This is a genomic window from Ruicaihuangia caeni, from assembly GCF_029952955.1.
Taxonomy (GTDB): Bacteria; Actinomycetota; Actinomycetes; order Actinomycetales; family Microbacteriaceae; genus Ruicaihuangia; species Ruicaihuangia caeni.
The window spans coordinates 253,092-268,386 of sequence record NZ_JASATX010000003.1 but is presented as its reverse complement, the minus strand read 5'-3'; the positions used below and the strand labels follow the sequence as shown (position 1 = coordinate 268,386).

The following is a 15,295-nucleotide window of genomic DNA, read 5'->3' as shown; positions in this document are numbered from 1 at the left end:
CCACTCATCCTATTTCGCGTGATCGGCAGGCTTCGCGACGAGATTAGCCTGGGGGAGTGACGAAGCCGGAACTCTCCGACGAACAGCGCGCCGTCTTCGAGACGATCGAGAAGACGCGCGAGCACGTCTTCGTCACCGGCCGGGCGGGAACCGGCAAGTCGACGTTGCTCAACCACCTCTCGTGGCACTCCGAGAAGCAGCTCGTGATCTGTGCCCCGACCGGCGTGGCCGCGTTGAACGTGGGCGGGCAGACCATCCACTCGTTGTTCCGTCTGCCGATCGGCCTCATCGGCGACCGTGATCTCGACCAGCCGGATCAGCTCCGCAAACTGCTCAACACCGTCGACACGGTTGTCATCGATGAGGTGTCGATGGTCAACGCCGACCTGCTGGATGCGATCGACCGGTCACTGCGGCAGGCGCGCCAGCGCCGCGACGTGCCGTTCGGCGGGGCGCAATTGGTGCTCTTCGGCGACCCGTACCAACTCGCGCCTGTGCCCGGCGATCGCGACGAACGTGCGTACTTCGAGCACGAGTACCGCTCGATGTGGTTCTTCGACGCGAAGGTGTGGCAGGAGGCCGAGCTCCGCATCTTCGAACTGACGACGATCCACAGGCAGCGCGACGACGAGTTCAAGCACATGCTGAACGCCGTGCGCCATGGCATGGTCACCGCCGAGATCGCCGAGCGCCTCAACACGGCGGGCGCCCGACCAGCGCCCGACCACGGGGTGATCACGCTCGCGACGACCAACGCGACTGTCAACCGCATCAACGGCGCGGCGCTCGCGCGTCTTCCCGGGAGGACCCTCACCGCAAGAGCAGAGGTGAACGGGGATTTCGGCGGCCGGGCGTACCCCGCCGACGAGGCGCTCGAGCTGAAACCGGGTGCGCAGGTCATGTTCCTGCGGAATGACCCTGATCAGCGCTGGGTGAACGGCTCGATCGGCGAGGTGACGCGCATCACCGACACGGTGCGCGTCGAGGTGGAGGGTGAGGAGCACGAGGTGCTTCCCGCCGTCTGGGAGAAGTACAAGTACAACTACGACCCGGCGACGAAGCAATTGCATCGCGACATCGTGGGGGAGTTCCAGCAGTTCCCCCTGCGTCTCGCCTGGGCGGTCACCATCCACAAGTCGCAGGGGAAGACCTATGAACGTGCGATCGTCGACCTTGGCACTCGAAGCTTCGCGCCGGGGCAGACGTATGTCGCGCTGAGCCGCATCACCTCGATCGACGGGCTCTTCCTGACTCGCCCGCTCCGGCCCAGCGACATCCGCGTCGACGAGCACGTGCGACGGTTCATGGCGACCGCTGCCGCCATTCCAGCGATCGAGGCAGGCTGAACGGGGGAGAGGAGCCCAGATGACCTCGCCGGGCCGACAGTCAGCGCGCCGATCAGAGGCGCGCGTCGGCATCTCGGGTTGGGTCTACAAGCCTTGGAGAGGGGTCTTCTATCCCAAGGGCCTGAAGCAGGCAGAGGAGCTCGCCTACGCATCGCGCCACGTCACGTCGATCGAGATCAACGGTTCGTTCTATTCGCTGCAACGTCCAGCGAGTTGGGCGAAGTGGCGCGACACCGTGCCGGGCGACTTCGTGTTCGCCGTCAAGGGGCCGCGCTTCATCACTCACATCCGGCGTCTCCAGGAACTCGACGGGCCGCTCGCGAACTTCTTCGCCTCAGGAGTGCTCGGTCTCGGCACGAAGCTCGGCCCCTTCCTCTGGCAACTGCCGCCCACGCTCCCGTTCGAGGCGGGCCTGCTGGATGAGTTCTTGAGCAGGCTGCCGCACACGCTGAGCGACGCGGCAGGCTTGGCGACCGGGCACGACGCCTGGATGGACGGCCGCGCGTGGTTCGAGGTGGGGGCGGATGCCGGGGCAACGCCTGTGCGGCACGCGGTGGAGGTGCGGCATCCGAGCTTCGAGACCGCGATCGAGGAATGGACTGAACTGCTGCAGCGGCACAAGGTCGCCTCCGTCACGGCGGACAGCGCCGGGAAGTTTCCGGTCATCGACGCGGTCACCGCCGATTTCGCGTACGCGCGCCTGCACGGCAAAGACGAGCTGTACGTCTCGGGATACGACGCTGACGCGATCGAGCATTGGGCGACGTGGTGCGAGACGCACCTCGCGGCGGGGCGCGATGTGTTCGTCTACTTCGACAACGACACGAAGGTGCGGGCGCCTGTCGATGCGATGTCGCTCATCGCGCGACTAGGCCAGCGCTGACGCGCATGGCCAGCCGGGTCGGCGCTGGATAGGCGCGCTGTCCGTTCAGGCGAGCGCGGGCGTCGGCCGCGAAGCCTCGAGATCGACGAAGACATCGGTGTTGAACTGGTACGCGGCGAGCGTCTCGTCGACCACCCGCTCGAACTCGGCGTCGTCCCACGGCATCCGATCGAGTTCGGCCCTGTACCCGTTCTTGAACGCGTCGATGTCGTCGATATCGAAGATGTAGAAGCGCACACCGTCGTCGCCGAGATCGAAGTGGCGCTGCATCACCCGCTTGATGTGCTGCCCGCCGGACAGGTCGCCCAGGTAGCGCGTGTAGTGGTGGGCGATGACGCCTCCGGCCCAGCCCTGAGCCGCCACTTCACGGATGCGTGCGGCGTAGCGCGTGACGCTCGCGACCGGCGAGATCCGCGTGCGCCAACCCTCGCCCATGAGGTGTGCGAGGTCGGCTTCGATCGCCGGCATGCGCCGCAGCCGGGCGTCGTTCACAGCCTCGAACTCGGGGTGGCCGGACAGCTGCGCTGCAGCGGCTTCGAGCGCGTCGTACATGTAGAAGTGCTGGACGACGAGCGCCGTGTAGTCATCGCGGGTCGCATGGCCCTTGAGCAGACGAGCCATGAAGCCGGCGCCCTCGCTCGCGCCGTGGCTCTTCCAGCTTCGCTCGCGGATCGCCTGCGCAAGGCTGCGTGTCTCCGGCATTCTCGTCTCCCAAAGTTAGGTGAGCCTAATCATATAGACGGGCTGCACGGCGGTCGATGGCGGGTCGGCCGCGGCGATGAGCAGCTCGCGGCTCCACCCACTCGCTCGAGCGAGGGTTTCTTGACCTTCGAGTCGGCCATCGGCGGGCCCGTGCGCGCCGGGTCGGCCGGTGACAGGATCGCCTCAAACGAGTCGTCGGCGAGGTGGCTGGGAAAAGCGGCACTCGACGGTAGACGTCTGCTGGAGCAGGAGGGCGCCATGTCGAAGCGCATCGCATTCCTCGGTCTTGGCCACATGGGTCTTCCCATGGCACAGCGGCTTAGCGATGCCGGTCACCAGCTCACGGGGTATGACCCCATGCTAGTCGCACGGGAGGCGGCGGCGCGGCGCGGCATCCAGGTGGCGGCATCCGTCCGAGAGGCAGTGAGCGGTGCTGAAGTGGTCGTGACGGTCCTGCTCACTGGGGAGCAGGTGCTCGCGGCCTACCGCGGCACGGTTGAGGAGCCGGGGCTGCTGGAGCTCGCGGAGCCCGGAACCCTGTTCGTCGAGTCATCGACGATCTCGGTGGAGGACGCGCAACTCGCTCACCGGCTGGCTGCGGCCGCTGGGCATCGCAACATCGACGCTCCAATGTCGGGCGGCGTGGTCGGTGCCGAGCGCGGCACGCTTGCATTCATGGTCGGCGGCACGGATGCCGATGTCGCCGATGCCCTGCCGCTGCTCGAGGCGATGGGGCGCAGAGTGGTGCACTGCGGCGCCTCCGGTCTCGGCCAAGCGGCCAAGGTGTGCAACAACATGATCCTTGGCGTGTCGATGATCGCCGTCAGCGAGGCGTTCGTGCTCGGGGAGCGGCTCGGTCTTGATGCCCAGACGCTCTTCGACGTCGTCTCGAACGCTTCCGGCCAGTGCTGGGCCGTGACGACCAACTGCCCCGTTCCGGGTCCGGTGCCCGAGAGCCCTGCGAACAGGGGATTCGCGCCGGGCTTCACCAGCAGGCTCATGGCGAAGGATCTCGCCCTCGCTGATCACGCCGTGGAGTTCGCCGATGTCGACGCGCCGGTGGCAGCGCTTGCCAGCGCGCTCTACCGGAGGTTCGCCGAGGGACCCGGCGGTGAGCTCGACTTCTCAGCGATCATCGACGAGATCCGTGCGAACAGCGGGGGAGGGGTGGCCGTGCCGAAGTGAGCGTCAGCGGGCTCACACGATGGGCGTCGCGCGCACCGTTCACTCATGCAGCGTTCAGTGCTGTTCTCTGCGCGGGACTCCCAAACGCTCGCACGCGCTCTCATAGAGGGCGACGACCTCGCGACGGATGTCGCGCCGCTCGGCGATCGCACCGCCCGGCCAGGGCACGTTCAGCTCGCGGTCTTGGCCGGCTGAGGTGTATCGCCACGTGCCGCCGTGCTCGTCGAGGGTCGTCATCACGGCTTCAGCGGCATCCGCGTCTCCGAAGGCTCGCGCGATGAGCAGATTGTCGTCGGTGTGGTCGTCGTTCATGTGGTGAAGCACAGCGGCGACCACGTCATCGGAGAACACAGGCATGGTGCCAACGCTACGTGCTCGTGAGCGGGGATGCCTGGATCGTGCCCGCGGTGCACGCGGGGCCCGAGACCCGTGGCTCGATCGCCTGTTCGACCATCGACAGCACTTGCACGACGGAGGCTTGCGCCTGAAGGATGAGCGCATGACCACGCGAGAACTGCACATCACCGGCGATGCGGATGCCGATCGGCTGCTGAGCGAAGATCCGCTTGCCCTGCTGATCGGGATGCTGCTCGACCAGCAGGTCACCATGGAGACGGCGTTCGCGGGGCCCGCGAAGATCCGCGACCGCATGGGCTCGCTGGATGCCGCGACGATCGCCGCGGCTGAGCCGGACGCATTCGTGGAGCTCTTCAAGCAGAGCCCAGCAGTGCATCGCTTCCCCGGTTCGATGGCGGGCCGCGTGCAGGCGGTGTGCGCCGCTGTTCGCGACGATTGGGACGGTGATGCCGCTGCCATCTGGACTCGCGGCGAGCCCGATGGGGCGGAGGCGTACCGGCGGCTGCGCACCTTGCCGGGGTTCGGCGAGCAGAAGGCGAAGATCTTCCTCGCGCTCCTCGGCAAGCAGTACGGGCTCACCGCGGAGGGGTGGCGCGAAGCATCCGCGCCGTATGGGTCGGAGGGATCGCTCATGTCGGTCGCCGACATCGTCGACGCCGAGTCGCTCGGGCGCGTCCGCGAGGCGAAGAAGGCGGCGAAGGCAGCCGCCAAGAAGGGCTGAGCTATCTGGCCGCGGCGCGCAGCCGTATCGCTCGATAGGCGAGGCCGACGATGAACACGGCTACCCCGGTGAGCACCCCGAGCGGCGGCAGCGTGAGCACGAGGATGCCGCACCCAGCCGCGCCCGCCAGTTGCAGCCAGCGCGGGTACCGTCGAGCTGCGCCGACCTGACGCCAGGCGGAGATGTTGGCGATCGAGTAGTACACGAGCACACCGAACGACGAGAACGCGATCGCGCCTCGAAGGTCTGTCGCTAGCACGAGCACCACGACGATCGCGCCGACGACGAGCTCGGCGCGATGGGGGACGTGCCAGCGGGGGTGCACGGCGGCGAGCCACGCGGGTAGGTCATGCTCTCTGGCCATCGCGAGCGAAGTGCGCCCGATGCCCGCAATCAGTGCGAGCAGCGCTCCAAGCGACGCTGCAGCCGCGCCGACCCGCACCACGACCGATGCCCAGGGCCAGTCTGCGGCCGCGACCGCGTCCGCGAGCGGCCTGGTCGAACCCGCTGTCGCTGCCGGTCCCAGCGTCGCCAGCACTGATATGCCGACAGCGGCATAGATCACGATGACCGCGCCGAGGCTGATCGAGATGGCTCGCGGAATGGTCTTCGCCGGGTCGATCACCTCCTCGCCCATGGTGGCGATGCGCGCGTATCCGGCGAAGGCGAAGAAGAGCAGGGCAGCAGACTGAAGGATGCCGTACAGCCCGGCATCCGGAAGCGCCCACTGACCAGGAGCCCACGTGGCCGACGCGCTGTTGACGGTCGTGGTCGCGGCGACCGCGATGGCGAGGGCGACGAGTACGACGGTGACGATGACGCGTGTCGCGAGCGCCGTGCGGGTGACGCCGAACAGGTTGACGGTGACGAGCGCCGCGACCGCCAACGCGGCGACCGGCTTCTGCCACTCGGGCGGCACGGCGTAGGCGGCGAAGGTGAGGGCCATCGCGGCGCAGCTCGCGATCTTGCCCACCACGAAGCCCCACCCGGCGACGAAGCCCCACCAGTCACCGAGCATCGCGCGGCCATACGCATAGGTGCCACCGGATGTCGGGAACTGGGCCGCGAGCTGCGCAGAAGACGTGGCGTTGCAGTACGCCACGAACGCCGCGATCGCCAACCCGAGCAACAGCCAATTGCCCGCTGCGGCCGCTGCCGGCGCGAACGCTGCGAACACGCCAGCGCCGATCATCGAGCCCAGTCCGATGAAGACGGCGTCGCCGAGCCGCAGTCGTCTGAGCAGCGGGGGAGGGGTCACGAGGGCGAGGGTACCGCCGCGGAGTGAACGACCGGTGCCGCCTCGGTCGCTACCGCTCTCGAGAGCGCCGCGGCCCGCCTCTGCAGCCGGCTACCTCGTTCGCCGAGACGGCGCCTTGCGTCGCCGAGACCGCGCTTTGCGTCGCCGACTGGTCGACAGCCACAGTGCGATCCACCCGAGCTCGACCACCGCGTCGAGCAGGTAGACGACGCTGATACGGCGGCGCGCGGCGTAGATCACGTCGATCGCGCAGAGGCCGGCAGCGGTGAGGAGGCCGAGTCGCCGCGCCGGGTGCGGTGCGGAGGTCGAAGCGTCAGGATGTCGGGGCCTGCCTCGCTTCGTGGATGCGGCCGCGCCTTTCGCGACGCTTGGAGTCGGCGCCAGTTGGGTCGACCCGATCGCGACGAGCAGGAGGGCCACAGTGCGCACGAGCCAGTAGTCGGTCTTGGGCCCAGTGATGGCCACGAAGCTGCGCATGTGCAGGAGCGGCCAGACCCCGGCAACCAAGTTGAACAGCCCATGGGCTCGGGATACTGCGCTGACGGTTGGCATGCCGGCACCTCCGAGCGCATTCTGCTCCCGGCGGCCTTGTCGCGCCTCAAGGGCTGCCGTACCGTGCGGATGACGTCCCGCGTGACGGTGCCGGGGCGGGAGGTCGACGATGACAAGATTCACACGACCGGTGGTGCGAAAGAACATCGCGCCCGGCATCCATATGATTCAGCACGCCGACGTGAACGCGTTCATCGTGCAGGACGGCCACCGCGGCATGGTCATCGACGCCGGCCTGCCGGGCATGTGGCCACTCCTGAGCGCGGGCCTCGAGTATCTCGGGTTGCGCGCCGAGCGGCTCGAGGCGTTGGTGCTGACGCACGGTCATTTCGACCATGTCGGCAATGCAGAGCGACTTCGAGCGGCGGGAGTTCCCGTCTACGTGCACAAGAACGATGCGCGGCTCGTCAGGCATCCCTATACGTACCGGCACGAGAAGAGCCGTGCGCTCTTCCCCTTGACGCATCCGGGTGGTCTGCCCTCGCTCGCGCGAATGGCCCTATACCGGTGAGCGTGGCCCCCGCATCGTCGCCGGCGCGGCGACGGCCGACTCTCCGATGGCGCTTCGCACCTTGGAGCGTATGGAGGGAACCGATGCGTCGCTCGTGCTTCCCGGCCACGGTGACCCGTTCACCGGCGGCATCCGGGAAGCCTGCCGCCAGGCCTTCGCCGCCGGACCGTCCCGATCCGGCTGCTGCTCGCAGACGGATCCGGCGGGGCGCAGCCCTACGCACGCCCGGCGCCGCCGACCTCAGCGGTAGCCCTCCACCTGCGTCTCTTCCGCTGCCACGCGGACGCCATAGTGGTACGCGAGCTTGCCGCCCAGCCACCCCGAGACCGTCAGGATGGCAAGCCCGAGAATCACCAGCACGAACGAGGCGATGTTCAGGTCGTCGACTCCGCTGACCGCCTGGATGATGTAGGCGACCGCGAACAGCGCTACAACCGTGAGGTTGAGCGCCATATGCGTGAACGCGGTCCTCTTGGCCGGCGTCCCGCTCGGAATGACCGAGAGATCCATGAGACCGAAGATCGCGGCGACCACCGCCATGATCACGCCGATGGCGATCAGCAGCTGACTGCCCTGCACCCAGACCTCGTCGTCATCGCCGAACAGGGCGAACAGCGCGAAGATCAGGCTCGAGATCCACGCACCGATCGGAATCGTGACGAGGATCGGATGGAACGGGTGCCCGTAGGGACCGGCAAGTGCGGTGCGCGGGCGCTTTGCTTGTTGCAGCGGTGTGGCGTTTGTTTCCACGACTCCTCCAATAGCCTCGCCGATGAGACCATGCGCGGAAGACCCGGGCGTCCAGTTCCGTGAATGTGCTCACAGGATAGGCCGCCCGCGATGGTTCGGCCATGGTCGGCCGTCACTCGCTCGGCTGGCGCTGATGCGGAAGCCGAAGTGGGTCGTTCCTCAAGCGCGGAATCGAATGAGCCGGCAGGCGCGCCACTCGTCCGGCCCTTCGGCGCATGCCGGGACGGGCTCAGGTCAGCGGGTCGATTCGAGCGCTTCGACTAGGGCGACCTGCTGCTTGTTAATGAGCGCGACCGCGTCTTGCTCGATCAGCTTGATGAAGCGCGATTCCGAGTTGAGGTAGTCGGTGAGCCGCGAACGGTCCGGCGGCATGACGTATGCGACGAGCCCTCGTAGCTTCACGCCTCCGACGAGCGTGAGTTCAACTTCATGCTCGGTTGAGACGGTGTGCTGGCCCACATCGTCTCCCTCCACCGAGGAATCGACGCGCGCCACAGCGACTGACTGGCAGCTCAGGAAGAACACTGCATCCGTCGAGGCGTCGACGGCGGGGATGAATTCGGACTCGCCATCGAGGAGATCAGACAGGCGTTCGGGGCCCGAATGCCGAGCAGCCGATTCGGCCAGGAAGACCAGCACGTTTCGATGGGTGCCGTCGGCGAGAACCAACTCCACTGGGGTTCTGCGCTTGGGGACTCGGAGCTCTCGCATTGCGCTGAAGAGCGTAACACTCAGCGTCATCTGGCCGGCGACACCGCGAGAGTCCAGTCGGTGCTGAACAGGCTCCGCTGTAGTGGAACAACACTCTTAGCCACGTTCGCCCGGCCGCTGATCGGCGATCGGTGTGCCCCGGCCGCTGCGAGTCTCGATGAGGCTGGCGGCCGTCGCCACGGCGATCGTCGCCACGATGAACAGCAGCGATAGCCAGATCGGGATCTCCGGGATCACGGTGATCGGCTCCCCGCCGTTGATGAATGGCAACTCGTTCTTGTGCAGGGCGTGGATCAGCAGCTTCACGCCGATGAAGCCCAGGATGACTGCCAACCCTGGAGCGAGGTATACGAGTCGCTCGAGCAGGCCGCCGATCAGGAAGAAGAGCTGCCGCAACCCCATCAGCGCGAACACGTTGGCCGTGAAGACGATGTAGGCCTCCTCGGTGAGCCCGTAGATCGCCGGGATCGAGTCGATCGCGAAGATGAGGTCGACGAAGCCGATGGCGACAATGGTGAGCAGCATCGGCGTCACCCAGCGTCTGCCGTCCTGTCGCACCGTGAGCTGGTCACCGTGGTACTCGTTCGTCACTGGAAGATGACGGCGGACGAAGCGCATGAACCTGCCGTCGACGAGGTCGGAACCGCCGTGCGCGAACGCCTGTCGATAGGCGAGGAACAGCAGCAGAGCACCGAATACATAGAAGACCCAGGAGAAGTTCTCGATCAGCGCGGCACCGACCGCGATGAAGACGCCCCGCAGGATCAGCGCGATGACGATGCCGATCATCAGCACTTTCTGCTGATAGATCTTCGGCACGGCGAAGCTCGTCATCACGATGAGGAAGACGAAGAGATTGTCGACCGACAGCGCCTTCTCGGTCAGGTAGCCCGCGAAGTACTCACCGCCGTACGTCCAGCCGGACACCACGCCGATGCCGACGCCGAAGAGGAGCGCGAGAACGATGTAGAACGCTGACCATCGAGCCGACTCGCCGACCGTCGGCTCGTGGGGCTTGCGGACGTGGGTGAAGAACTCGTAGATGAAGAAGGCGATCGTGACGCCGACCGTGATGATCCAAACGAGTGGGGTGACGTTCAAAGAAAGCTCCAAACCTGGCGTGAACAACTCGACGCCGAGGTCTTCTCCATTCCTTCGAGCAGGAACCGATGGCCCGGGATGCGACGTGCATCCGTAATGACGAGCGACCGTGCCGGAGTACTCCCCTTGGACTTCATAGAGTAAAGGCATCCGTTGGAAGTTTGCTGAACGGAATGCGCTGGTCGCACCGGCGGCACGTCAGGGCGTTGAGGGGATGACGGGAGCCTTCGCCCTGCGGCTCCGCCTCCGGGCTCAGTTCGATTGCCCTGCCTGTCTCTCGAAACAACGAAGGCCGCCACAAGGGCGACCTTCGTTCTTCCGAGGGGATGACGGGAATCGTCCCCACCGCACGGCCGCCACGTCGCTGCGCGACGCGCCGGAACCGGCGGCGTGGGCCCACCCAGGGGTTCGATTCGCAGCATGCACGAACGCCCTGCCGCACCGCCTTCGGCGGCACGTCAGGGCGTTGAGGGGATGACGGGAGCCTTCGCCCTGCGGCTCCGCCTCCGGGCTCAGTTCGATTGCCCTGCCTGTCTCTCGAAACAACGAAGGCCGCCACAAGGGCGACCTTCGTTCTTCCGAGGGGATGACGGGAATCGAACCCGCGCTGTCTGCTTGGGAAGCAGAAGTTCTGCCATTGAACTACATCCCCGAGTCGCTCTGAGAAGAGCGGCGCGGGTTCATCTTACTGATCGCCCCTGTTCGGTCGCCAACATGGCGCATCCGGCCCAGAGTGGGAGCGACGCCGAACGGCGTTCACCACTGTGAACAGGAGAAGCGCACAATGAACCATTTCGAAGGCAAGGTCGCTCTCGTCACCGGCGGCGGTTCCGGTCTCGGCGAAGCGATCGCCAAGGATCTCGCGAAGCACGGCGCAAGCGTGGTCGTCACCGACATCAAGCTTGACGCGGCCACCCGGGTGGCAGACGAGGTGAAAGCTGCTGGCGGCAAGGCCGAACCCCTCCAAGCGGACACTGCGAGAGCAGAAGACAGCGAGAAGTCGGTGAGGTTCGCGGTCGACACCTTCGGGGCGCTGCACTTCGCGGTGAACAACGCGGGCATCGGCGGCGCCAACGCACCAACCGGCGATATCGACCTCGAGGACTGGAATCGCGTGATCGACATCAACCTCAACGGTGTGCTCTACGGCATGCGGTACCAGATCCCCGAAATGCTCAAAGCCGGGGCCGAGAACAGCGCGATCGTGAATATGGCGTCGATCCACGGCATGGTCGCCGCGCTCGGCAACTCCGCCTACACCGCGGCGAAGCATGGCGTGGTGGGGCTCACCAAGAACGCGGCCGCCGAATACGGGCCGCAGGGCCTTCGCATCAATGCGATCGGCCCGGGTTACATCGACACGCCGCTCCTGCAGTCCGCCCCGGCTCAGATTCTCGACGGGCTCAAGGCCAAGCATCCCCTTGGTCGCCTGGGTCGACCGGAGGAGGTCGCCAATGTCGCGACGTTCCTGCTCTCCGACAGAGCCTCTTTCATGACGGGCGCGTACGTCGTCATCGATGGCGGCTACACGACCGTCTGACCGCCATCGCACGGTGACGGATGCCGGGCGCTCGCCGCGGCATCCGTCACCCCTCAGCGGTGCCCGCCGCCGGTCGCATATTCTGGCTGCGTGCTGCTCAGTGACAGAGACATCAAGGCCGAGATCGCCGCGTCGCGCATCGCGCTCGAACCGCTCGACCTCGGAATGGTGCAACCGTCGAGCGTCGACGTGCGCCTCGACCGGTTCTTCCGGCTCTTCGACAACCACAAGTACCCCTATATCGACCCGGCAGAAGACCAGCCCGAGCTCACGCGGCTGGTCGAGGTCGACGCGGCGGAGTCATTCGTGCTGCATCCGGGCGAGTTCGTGCTCGCCTCCACGTTCGAGCAGGTCACGCTGCCCGACGACGTCGCCGCCCGGCTTGAGGGCAAGAGCTCGCTCGGCCGCCTGGGGCTGCTGACGCACTCGACAGCCGGCTTCATTGACCCCGGCTTCTCAGGGCACGTGACGCTCGAGCTCAGCAATGTGGCGACCCTGCCCATCAAGCTCTGGCCGGGCATGAAGATCGGCCAGCTCTGCTTCTTCAGGTTGAGCTCAGCGGCCGAGCACCCCTACGGCTCGAGCGTGTACTCGAGCCGGTACCACGGCCAGCGCGGGCCCACCGCGTCGCGCTCGTACAAGAACTTCCACCGCACCGACGTCTCGGTCACCGACGCCGGCAGCCGCGGCAACTGAGCAGGGCCAGCGGCCGCGCCGAGATACACGAAAGCGCCCCGCCGAGGCGAGAGCGCTTTCGCAATGAGCCGTGGGCCAGTCCCCACGACAGTTGGTGAGGCTACGGCTACGCTGCCTCGCGTTGCTTGATGAGGTCGAGCGCCACGTCGACGATCATGTCTTCCTGACCGCCGACCATCTTGCGCTTTCCGAGCTCCATCAGGATTTCGATCGTCGGGATGCCGTAACGCGCCGACGCGCGCTCGGCGTGCAGCAGGAACGACGAGTAGACCCCCGCGTAGCCGAGGCCCAGCGTCTCGCGGTCGACCTGCACCGGTCGCACCTGCAGCGGCCGCACGATGTCGTCGGCGGCATCCATGAGGGCGAAGAGGTCGGTGCCGTGCACCCAACCCAGCTTGTCGGCGACCGCGATGAACACCTCGAGTGACGCGTTGCCGGCGCCGGCCCCCATGCCCGTGAGGCTTGCATCGACGCGGTTCGCGCCCGCCTTCACGGCGGCGACACTGTTCGCGACACCGAGCGAGAGATTGTGGTGCGCGTGGATGCCGATCTCGGTGGTCGGCTCGAGCACATCGCGCATCGCGTTCACGCGGTCGGTGACGTCGTCCATGGTCTGGGCGCCTGACGAGTCGACGACGTAGACGCATTGCGCGCCGTAGCTCTCCATCAGCTTCGCCTGCTTGGCGAGCTCGGCCGCAGGGGTCATGGCGCTCATCATCAGGAAGCCGGTGGTGTTGAGGCCGATCTCGCGCGCGGTCTCGATGTGCTGCACCGAGACGTCAGCCTCCGTGCAGTGCGTCGCGATGCGCACGTAGCTCACGCCTGCGGATGCCGCCCGCTTGAGATCGTGGATGGTACCGACTCCTGGCAGCAGCAGTGTCGCGATCGCGATTCGGTCAGCGACCTCAGCCGCGGCCTCGATCCACTCGACATCGGAGTGCGCGGCGAAGCCGTAGTTCACGCTCGAGCCGTTGAGCCCGTCACCGTGCGCGACCTCTACGCTGTCGACGCCCGCCTTGTCGAGCGCGGCGACGATGTCGCGCACGTTCTGCACGCTGTACTGATGCCGCACCGCGTGACTGCCGTCGCGCAGAGTGACGTCGGAGATGAAGAGCTTGTCGCTCGCGGGGTTGAACGTGTTGCGGTTGAACATGGCTCAGGCCACCTCCTGCGTGCTGCGGCGCGACTCCGCGCGTTGAGCGATCGTCTCGGCGGTGCGCAGCGCTGCCGACGTCATGATGTCGAGGTTTCCGGCATACGCCGGCAGGTAGTGCGCCGCACCCTCGACCTCGAGGAAGACACTGGTCTTGAGACCCGAGAACTGACCGACGCCCGGAATGTTGACCGGCACATCGATGAGTTCAAACTGCACCTGCTGCTTGAGGCGGTAGCCCGGCACATACTGGTTGACTTCGGCGACCATCTGCTCGATCGCCGCTTCGATGGCGTGCTGGTCGGCGGGCTCCGAGAGCGTGAACACGGTGTCGCGCATCATCAACGGAGGCTCGGCCGGGTTCAGCACGATGATGGCCTTGCCCTTCTGGGCGCCCCCGATCGACTCGATGGCGGCGGAGGTGGTCTCCGTGAACTCGTCGATATTGGCGCGCGTGCCCGGCCCGGCCGATCTGCTGGCGATCGACGCGACGATCTCGGCGTAGGCGACCTTCGTCACACTCGATACGGCAGCCACGATCGGAATCGTCGCCTGGCCGCCGCAGGTGACCATGTTGAGGTTCGGCGCGTCGAGGTGCTCCTCGAGGTTGACCACCGGCACGCAATACGGGCCGATCGCGGCGGGGGTGAGATCGAGCAGTCGAATCGACGGCTTCGCGGCGAGCAGCTTCTCGGCGTTGACCTTGTGCGCGCCGGCCGAGGTGGCATCGAACACGATGTCGATCTCTTCGAAGACGGGATGCGCGATCAAGCCATCAACGCCGGTCGCGATCGCCTCGACGCCGAGGCGCTGCGCTCTGGCGAGTCCGTCGCTCTGCCGGTCGATTCCGACCAGCGCCTTGATCGCGAGGGTTCCGCTGCCGCGGAGGATCTTGATCATGAGGTCGGTACCGATGTTCCCCGACCCGATGATGGCTGCGTTCGCAGCCGCTTTGCCGCCCATGGCGCCTCCTTGTTCGATATTTCGACAGCCGTTCGAACTATCGACAGGATGCTAGCATGTGCGCATGGCAAGGCTCACCCCCGCAGTCATGCGCACGTTCGATATCCTCGAACTCTTCCTCGCTGACGACACCGAGCTCTCGGCTGCCGAGGTCGTGAAGCTCACGGGGCTGCCGCGCACGAGCGTGCACGAGCTCATCAACACGCTGGTTGCGCGCGAATACCTGGAGAAGGACGAGTCTCGGGGAGTGTTCCGGCTCGGTGTGCGCCTACTGCAGCTCGGCAACGCGTATTCGGCACGTTTCGACATGTTGGCGGCAGCGAACGAAGTCGCCCGGATGCTGTCGGACCGTCTGGGCGAGACTGTGAGCGTCGCGCTCCGCCAGGGCGCCGAGGTCTTCTATCTCGCCAAGATCGAGGCGAGGGACATTGTGCGCATGCCGTCGAGCATCGGCAAGACGCTGCCTGCCAACGCGACGGCGCTGGGCAAGGCCCTGCTCGCCGCGCTGACCGCAGACCAGGTGCGAGTGCTCTTTCCCGACGGAACTCGGCTGCCGAAGCTCACCGCGAATTCGATCGGGACCATCGCGGAACTCGAAGCGCAACTCGAACAGGTGCGCCACGACGGCGTCGCCTTCGAGCGCGAGGAGTCGGCCGAGAACGTGACGTGCGTTGCCGCGCCCGTGCGCGATGCGAGTGGAGCCGTCGTCGCGGCCATCAGCACCTCGGTGCCCGTGCCGCGCTGGGAGCAGCAGCCCCAGGAGCACTGGGTCGAGGCGGTACGAGACGGTGCCGAGCAGCTTTCGATCCGGCTCGGATACCGCGCTCCGAAGACCCCGCGCGAAGCCGACCGCCGCACCGCCTGAG

The 15,295-nt window shown here is 66.6% G+C and carries 17 protein-coding genes and 1 tRNA gene; 8 read left to right on the top strand and 10 right to left on the bottom strand.

Annotation, left to right across the window (positions count from 1 at the left end; translation table 11 throughout):
- Positions 1-56: 56 nt before the first annotated feature.
- Both QF206_RS08780 and QF206_RS08775 read left to right on the top strand, forming a co-directional pair.
- The gene (locus QF206_RS08780) at positions 57-1,346 is read left to right on the top strand and encodes an ATP-dependent DNA helicase (protein WP_281488839.1); all 1,290 of its coding nucleotides are present in this window, start codon (positions 57-59) and stop codon (positions 1,344-1,346) included.
- A gap of 19 nt (positions 1,347-1,365) precedes the next feature.
- Positions 1,366-2,229 carry a DUF72 domain-containing protein gene (locus QF206_RS08775; RefSeq protein ID WP_281488838.1) on the top strand — a complete coding sequence of 288 codons (864 nt, stop codon included), beginning with the start codon at positions 1,366-1,368 and terminating at the stop codon, positions 2,227-2,229.
- A 45-nt stretch (positions 2,230-2,274) separates the two neighbouring features.
- On the opposite strand, the gene QF206_RS08770 is transcribed toward QF206_RS08775, so the two are convergent.
- The gene (locus QF206_RS08770) at positions 2,275-2,931 is read right to left on the bottom strand and encodes a biliverdin-producing heme oxygenase (RefSeq protein ID WP_281488837.1); all 657 of its coding nucleotides are present in this window, start codon (positions 2,929-2,931) and stop codon (positions 2,275-2,277) included.
- 258 nt (positions 2,932-3,189) lie between these two features.
- Between QF206_RS08770 and mmsB the strand changes: the two genes are divergently transcribed.
- On the top strand, positions 3,190-4,116 hold the full coding sequence (gene mmsB, locus QF206_RS08765) for a 3-hydroxyisobutyrate dehydrogenase (protein WP_281489041.1): 927 nt from the start codon (positions 3,190-3,192) through the stop codon (positions 4,114-4,116).
- Between the two features lie 54 nt (positions 4,117-4,170).
- On the opposite strand, the gene QF206_RS08760 is transcribed toward mmsB, so the two are convergent.
- On the bottom strand, positions 4,171-4,473 hold the full coding sequence (locus QF206_RS08760; RefSeq protein WP_281488836.1) for a DUF2470 domain-containing protein: 303 nt from the start codon (positions 4,471-4,473) through the stop codon (positions 4,171-4,173).
- A 142-nt stretch (positions 4,474-4,615) separates the two neighbouring features.
- On the opposite strand from QF206_RS08760, the gene QF206_RS08755 reads away from it, so the two are divergent.
- Entirely contained in the window at positions 4,616-5,194 is a 579-nt protein-coding gene (locus QF206_RS08755) for an HhH-GPD-type base excision DNA repair protein (RefSeq protein ID WP_281488835.1), read from the top strand.
- Position 5,195: 1 nt separating this feature from the next.
- Here the strand turns inward: QF206_RS08755 and QF206_RS08750 are convergent, their stop codons facing one another.
- Together QF206_RS08750 and QF206_RS08745 are read right to left on the bottom strand one after the other, a co-directional pair.
- Complete coding sequence (locus QF206_RS08750; RefSeq protein ID WP_281488834.1) at positions 5,196-6,452, bottom strand: APC family permease; 1,257 nt, start codon at positions 6,450-6,452, stop codon at positions 5,196-5,198.
- Positions 6,453-6,542: 90 nt separating this feature from the next.
- Complete coding sequence (locus QF206_RS08745; RefSeq protein WP_281488833.1) at positions 6,543-7,004, bottom strand: hypothetical protein; 462 nt, start codon at positions 7,002-7,004, stop codon at positions 6,543-6,545.
- A gap of 109 nt (positions 7,005-7,113) precedes the next feature.
- Here QF206_RS08745 and QF206_RS08740 point away from each other — a divergent pair, with 109 nt between their 5' ends.
- On the top strand, positions 7,114-7,515 hold the full coding sequence (locus QF206_RS08740; protein WP_340309595.1) for an MBL fold metallo-hydrolase: 402 nt from the start codon (positions 7,114-7,116) through the stop codon (positions 7,513-7,515).
- A gap of 240 nt (positions 7,516-7,755) precedes the next feature.
- Here the strand turns inward: QF206_RS08740 and QF206_RS08735 are convergent, their stop codons facing one another.
- The 4 genes from QF206_RS08735 to QF206_RS08720 form a co-directional block, all read right to left on the bottom strand.
- On the bottom strand, positions 7,756-8,265 hold the full coding sequence (locus QF206_RS08735; RefSeq protein WP_281488832.1) for a DUF2231 domain-containing protein: 510 nt from the start codon (positions 8,263-8,265) through the stop codon (positions 7,756-7,758).
- Positions 8,266-8,499: 234 nt separating this feature from the next.
- The gene (locus QF206_RS08730) at positions 8,500-8,976 is read right to left on the bottom strand and encodes a hypothetical protein (RefSeq protein WP_281488831.1); all 477 of its coding nucleotides are present in this window, start codon (positions 8,974-8,976) and stop codon (positions 8,500-8,502) included.
- A gap of 96 nt (positions 8,977-9,072) precedes the next feature.
- A complete protein-coding gene (locus QF206_RS08725; RefSeq protein ID WP_281488830.1) occupies positions 9,073-10,077 on the bottom strand; it encodes a TerC family protein in 1,005 nt (334 codons plus the stop codon).
- 581 nt (positions 10,078-10,658) lie between these two features.
- A tRNA-Gly gene (locus QF206_RS08720) sits at positions 10,659-10,729 on the bottom strand.
- Between the two features lie 132 nt (positions 10,730-10,861).
- On the opposite strand from QF206_RS08720, the gene QF206_RS08715 reads away from it, so the two are divergent.
- Both QF206_RS08715 and dcd read left to right on the top strand, forming a co-directional pair.
- Positions 10,862-11,617 (top strand): SDR family NAD(P)-dependent oxidoreductase, encoded by a 756-nt coding sequence (locus tag QF206_RS08715; protein ID WP_281488829.1) that lies wholly within the window; start codon positions 10,862-10,864, stop codon positions 11,615-11,617.
- A gap of 90 nt (positions 11,618-11,707) precedes the next feature.
- Positions 11,708-12,313 carry a dCTP deaminase gene (dcd, locus tag QF206_RS08710; protein ID WP_281488828.1) on the top strand — a complete coding sequence of 202 codons (606 nt, stop codon included), beginning with the start codon at positions 11,708-11,710 and terminating at the stop codon, positions 12,311-12,313.
- A 106-nt stretch (positions 12,314-12,419) separates the two neighbouring features.
- Here dcd and dmpG read toward each other — a convergent pair whose 3' ends face one another.
- Together dmpG and QF206_RS08700 are read right to left on the bottom strand one after the other, a co-directional pair.
- A complete protein-coding gene (dmpG, locus tag QF206_RS08705; RefSeq protein WP_281488827.1) occupies positions 12,420-13,466 on the bottom strand; it encodes a 4-hydroxy-2-oxovalerate aldolase in 1,047 nt (348 codons plus the stop codon).
- Positions 13,467-13,469: 3 nt separating this feature from the next.
- Positions 13,470-14,429 (bottom strand): acetaldehyde dehydrogenase (acetylating), encoded by a 960-nt coding sequence (locus QF206_RS08700; protein WP_281488826.1) that lies wholly within the window; start codon positions 14,427-14,429, stop codon positions 13,470-13,472.
- Between the two features lie 64 nt (positions 14,430-14,493).
- On the opposite strand from QF206_RS08700, the gene QF206_RS08695 reads away from it, so the two are divergent.
- Positions 14,494-15,294 (top strand): IclR family transcriptional regulator, encoded by an 801-nt coding sequence (locus QF206_RS08695; RefSeq protein WP_281488825.1) that lies wholly within the window; start codon positions 14,494-14,496, stop codon positions 15,292-15,294.
- The last annotated feature ends 1 nt before the right edge of the window (position 15,295 follow it).

Bases quoted from the DNA above. Each gene is read 5' to 3' on its own strand.
- QF206_RS08775 (WP_281488838.1), top strand. From the start codon at position 1,366: ATGACCTCGCCGGGCCGACAGTCAGCGCGCCGATCAGAGGCGCGCGTC.
- QF206_RS08770 (WP_281488837.1), bottom strand. From the start codon at position 2,931: ATGCCGGAGACACGCAGCCTTGCGCAGGCGATCCGCGAGCGAAGCTGG.
- mmsB (WP_281489041.1), top strand. From the start codon at position 3,190: ATGTCGAAGCGCATCGCATTCCTCGGTCTTGGCCACATGGGTCTTCCC.
- QF206_RS08760 (WP_281488836.1), bottom strand. From the start codon at position 4,473: ATGCCTGTGTTCTCCGATGACGTGGTCGCCGCTGTGCTTCACCACATG.
- QF206_RS08755 (WP_281488835.1), top strand. From the start codon at position 4,616: ATGACCACGCGAGAACTGCACATCACCGGCGATGCGGATGCCGATCGG.
- QF206_RS08745 (WP_281488833.1), bottom strand. From the start codon at position 7,004: ATGCCAACCGTCAGCGCAGTATCCCGAGCCCATGGGCTGTTCAACTTG.
- QF206_RS08740 (WP_340309595.1), top strand. From the start codon at position 7,114: ATGACAAGATTCACACGACCGGTGGTGCGAAAGAACATCGCGCCCGGC.
- QF206_RS08730 (WP_281488831.1), bottom strand. From the start codon at position 8,976: ATGCGAGAGCTCCGAGTCCCCAAGCGCAGAACCCCAGTGGAGTTGGTT.
- QF206_RS08715 (WP_281488829.1), top strand. From the start codon at position 10,862: ATGAACCATTTCGAAGGCAAGGTCGCTCTCGTCACCGGCGGCGGTTCC.
- dmpG (WP_281488827.1), bottom strand. From the start codon at position 13,466: ATGTTCAACCGCAACACGTTCAACCCCGCGAGCGACAAGCTCTTCATC.
- QF206_RS08700 (WP_281488826.1), bottom strand. From the start codon at position 14,429: ATGGGCGGCAAAGCGGCTGCGAACGCAGCCATCATCGGGTCGGGGAAC.
- QF206_RS08695 (WP_281488825.1), top strand. From the start codon at position 14,494: ATGGCAAGGCTCACCCCCGCAGTCATGCGCACGTTCGATATCCTCGAA.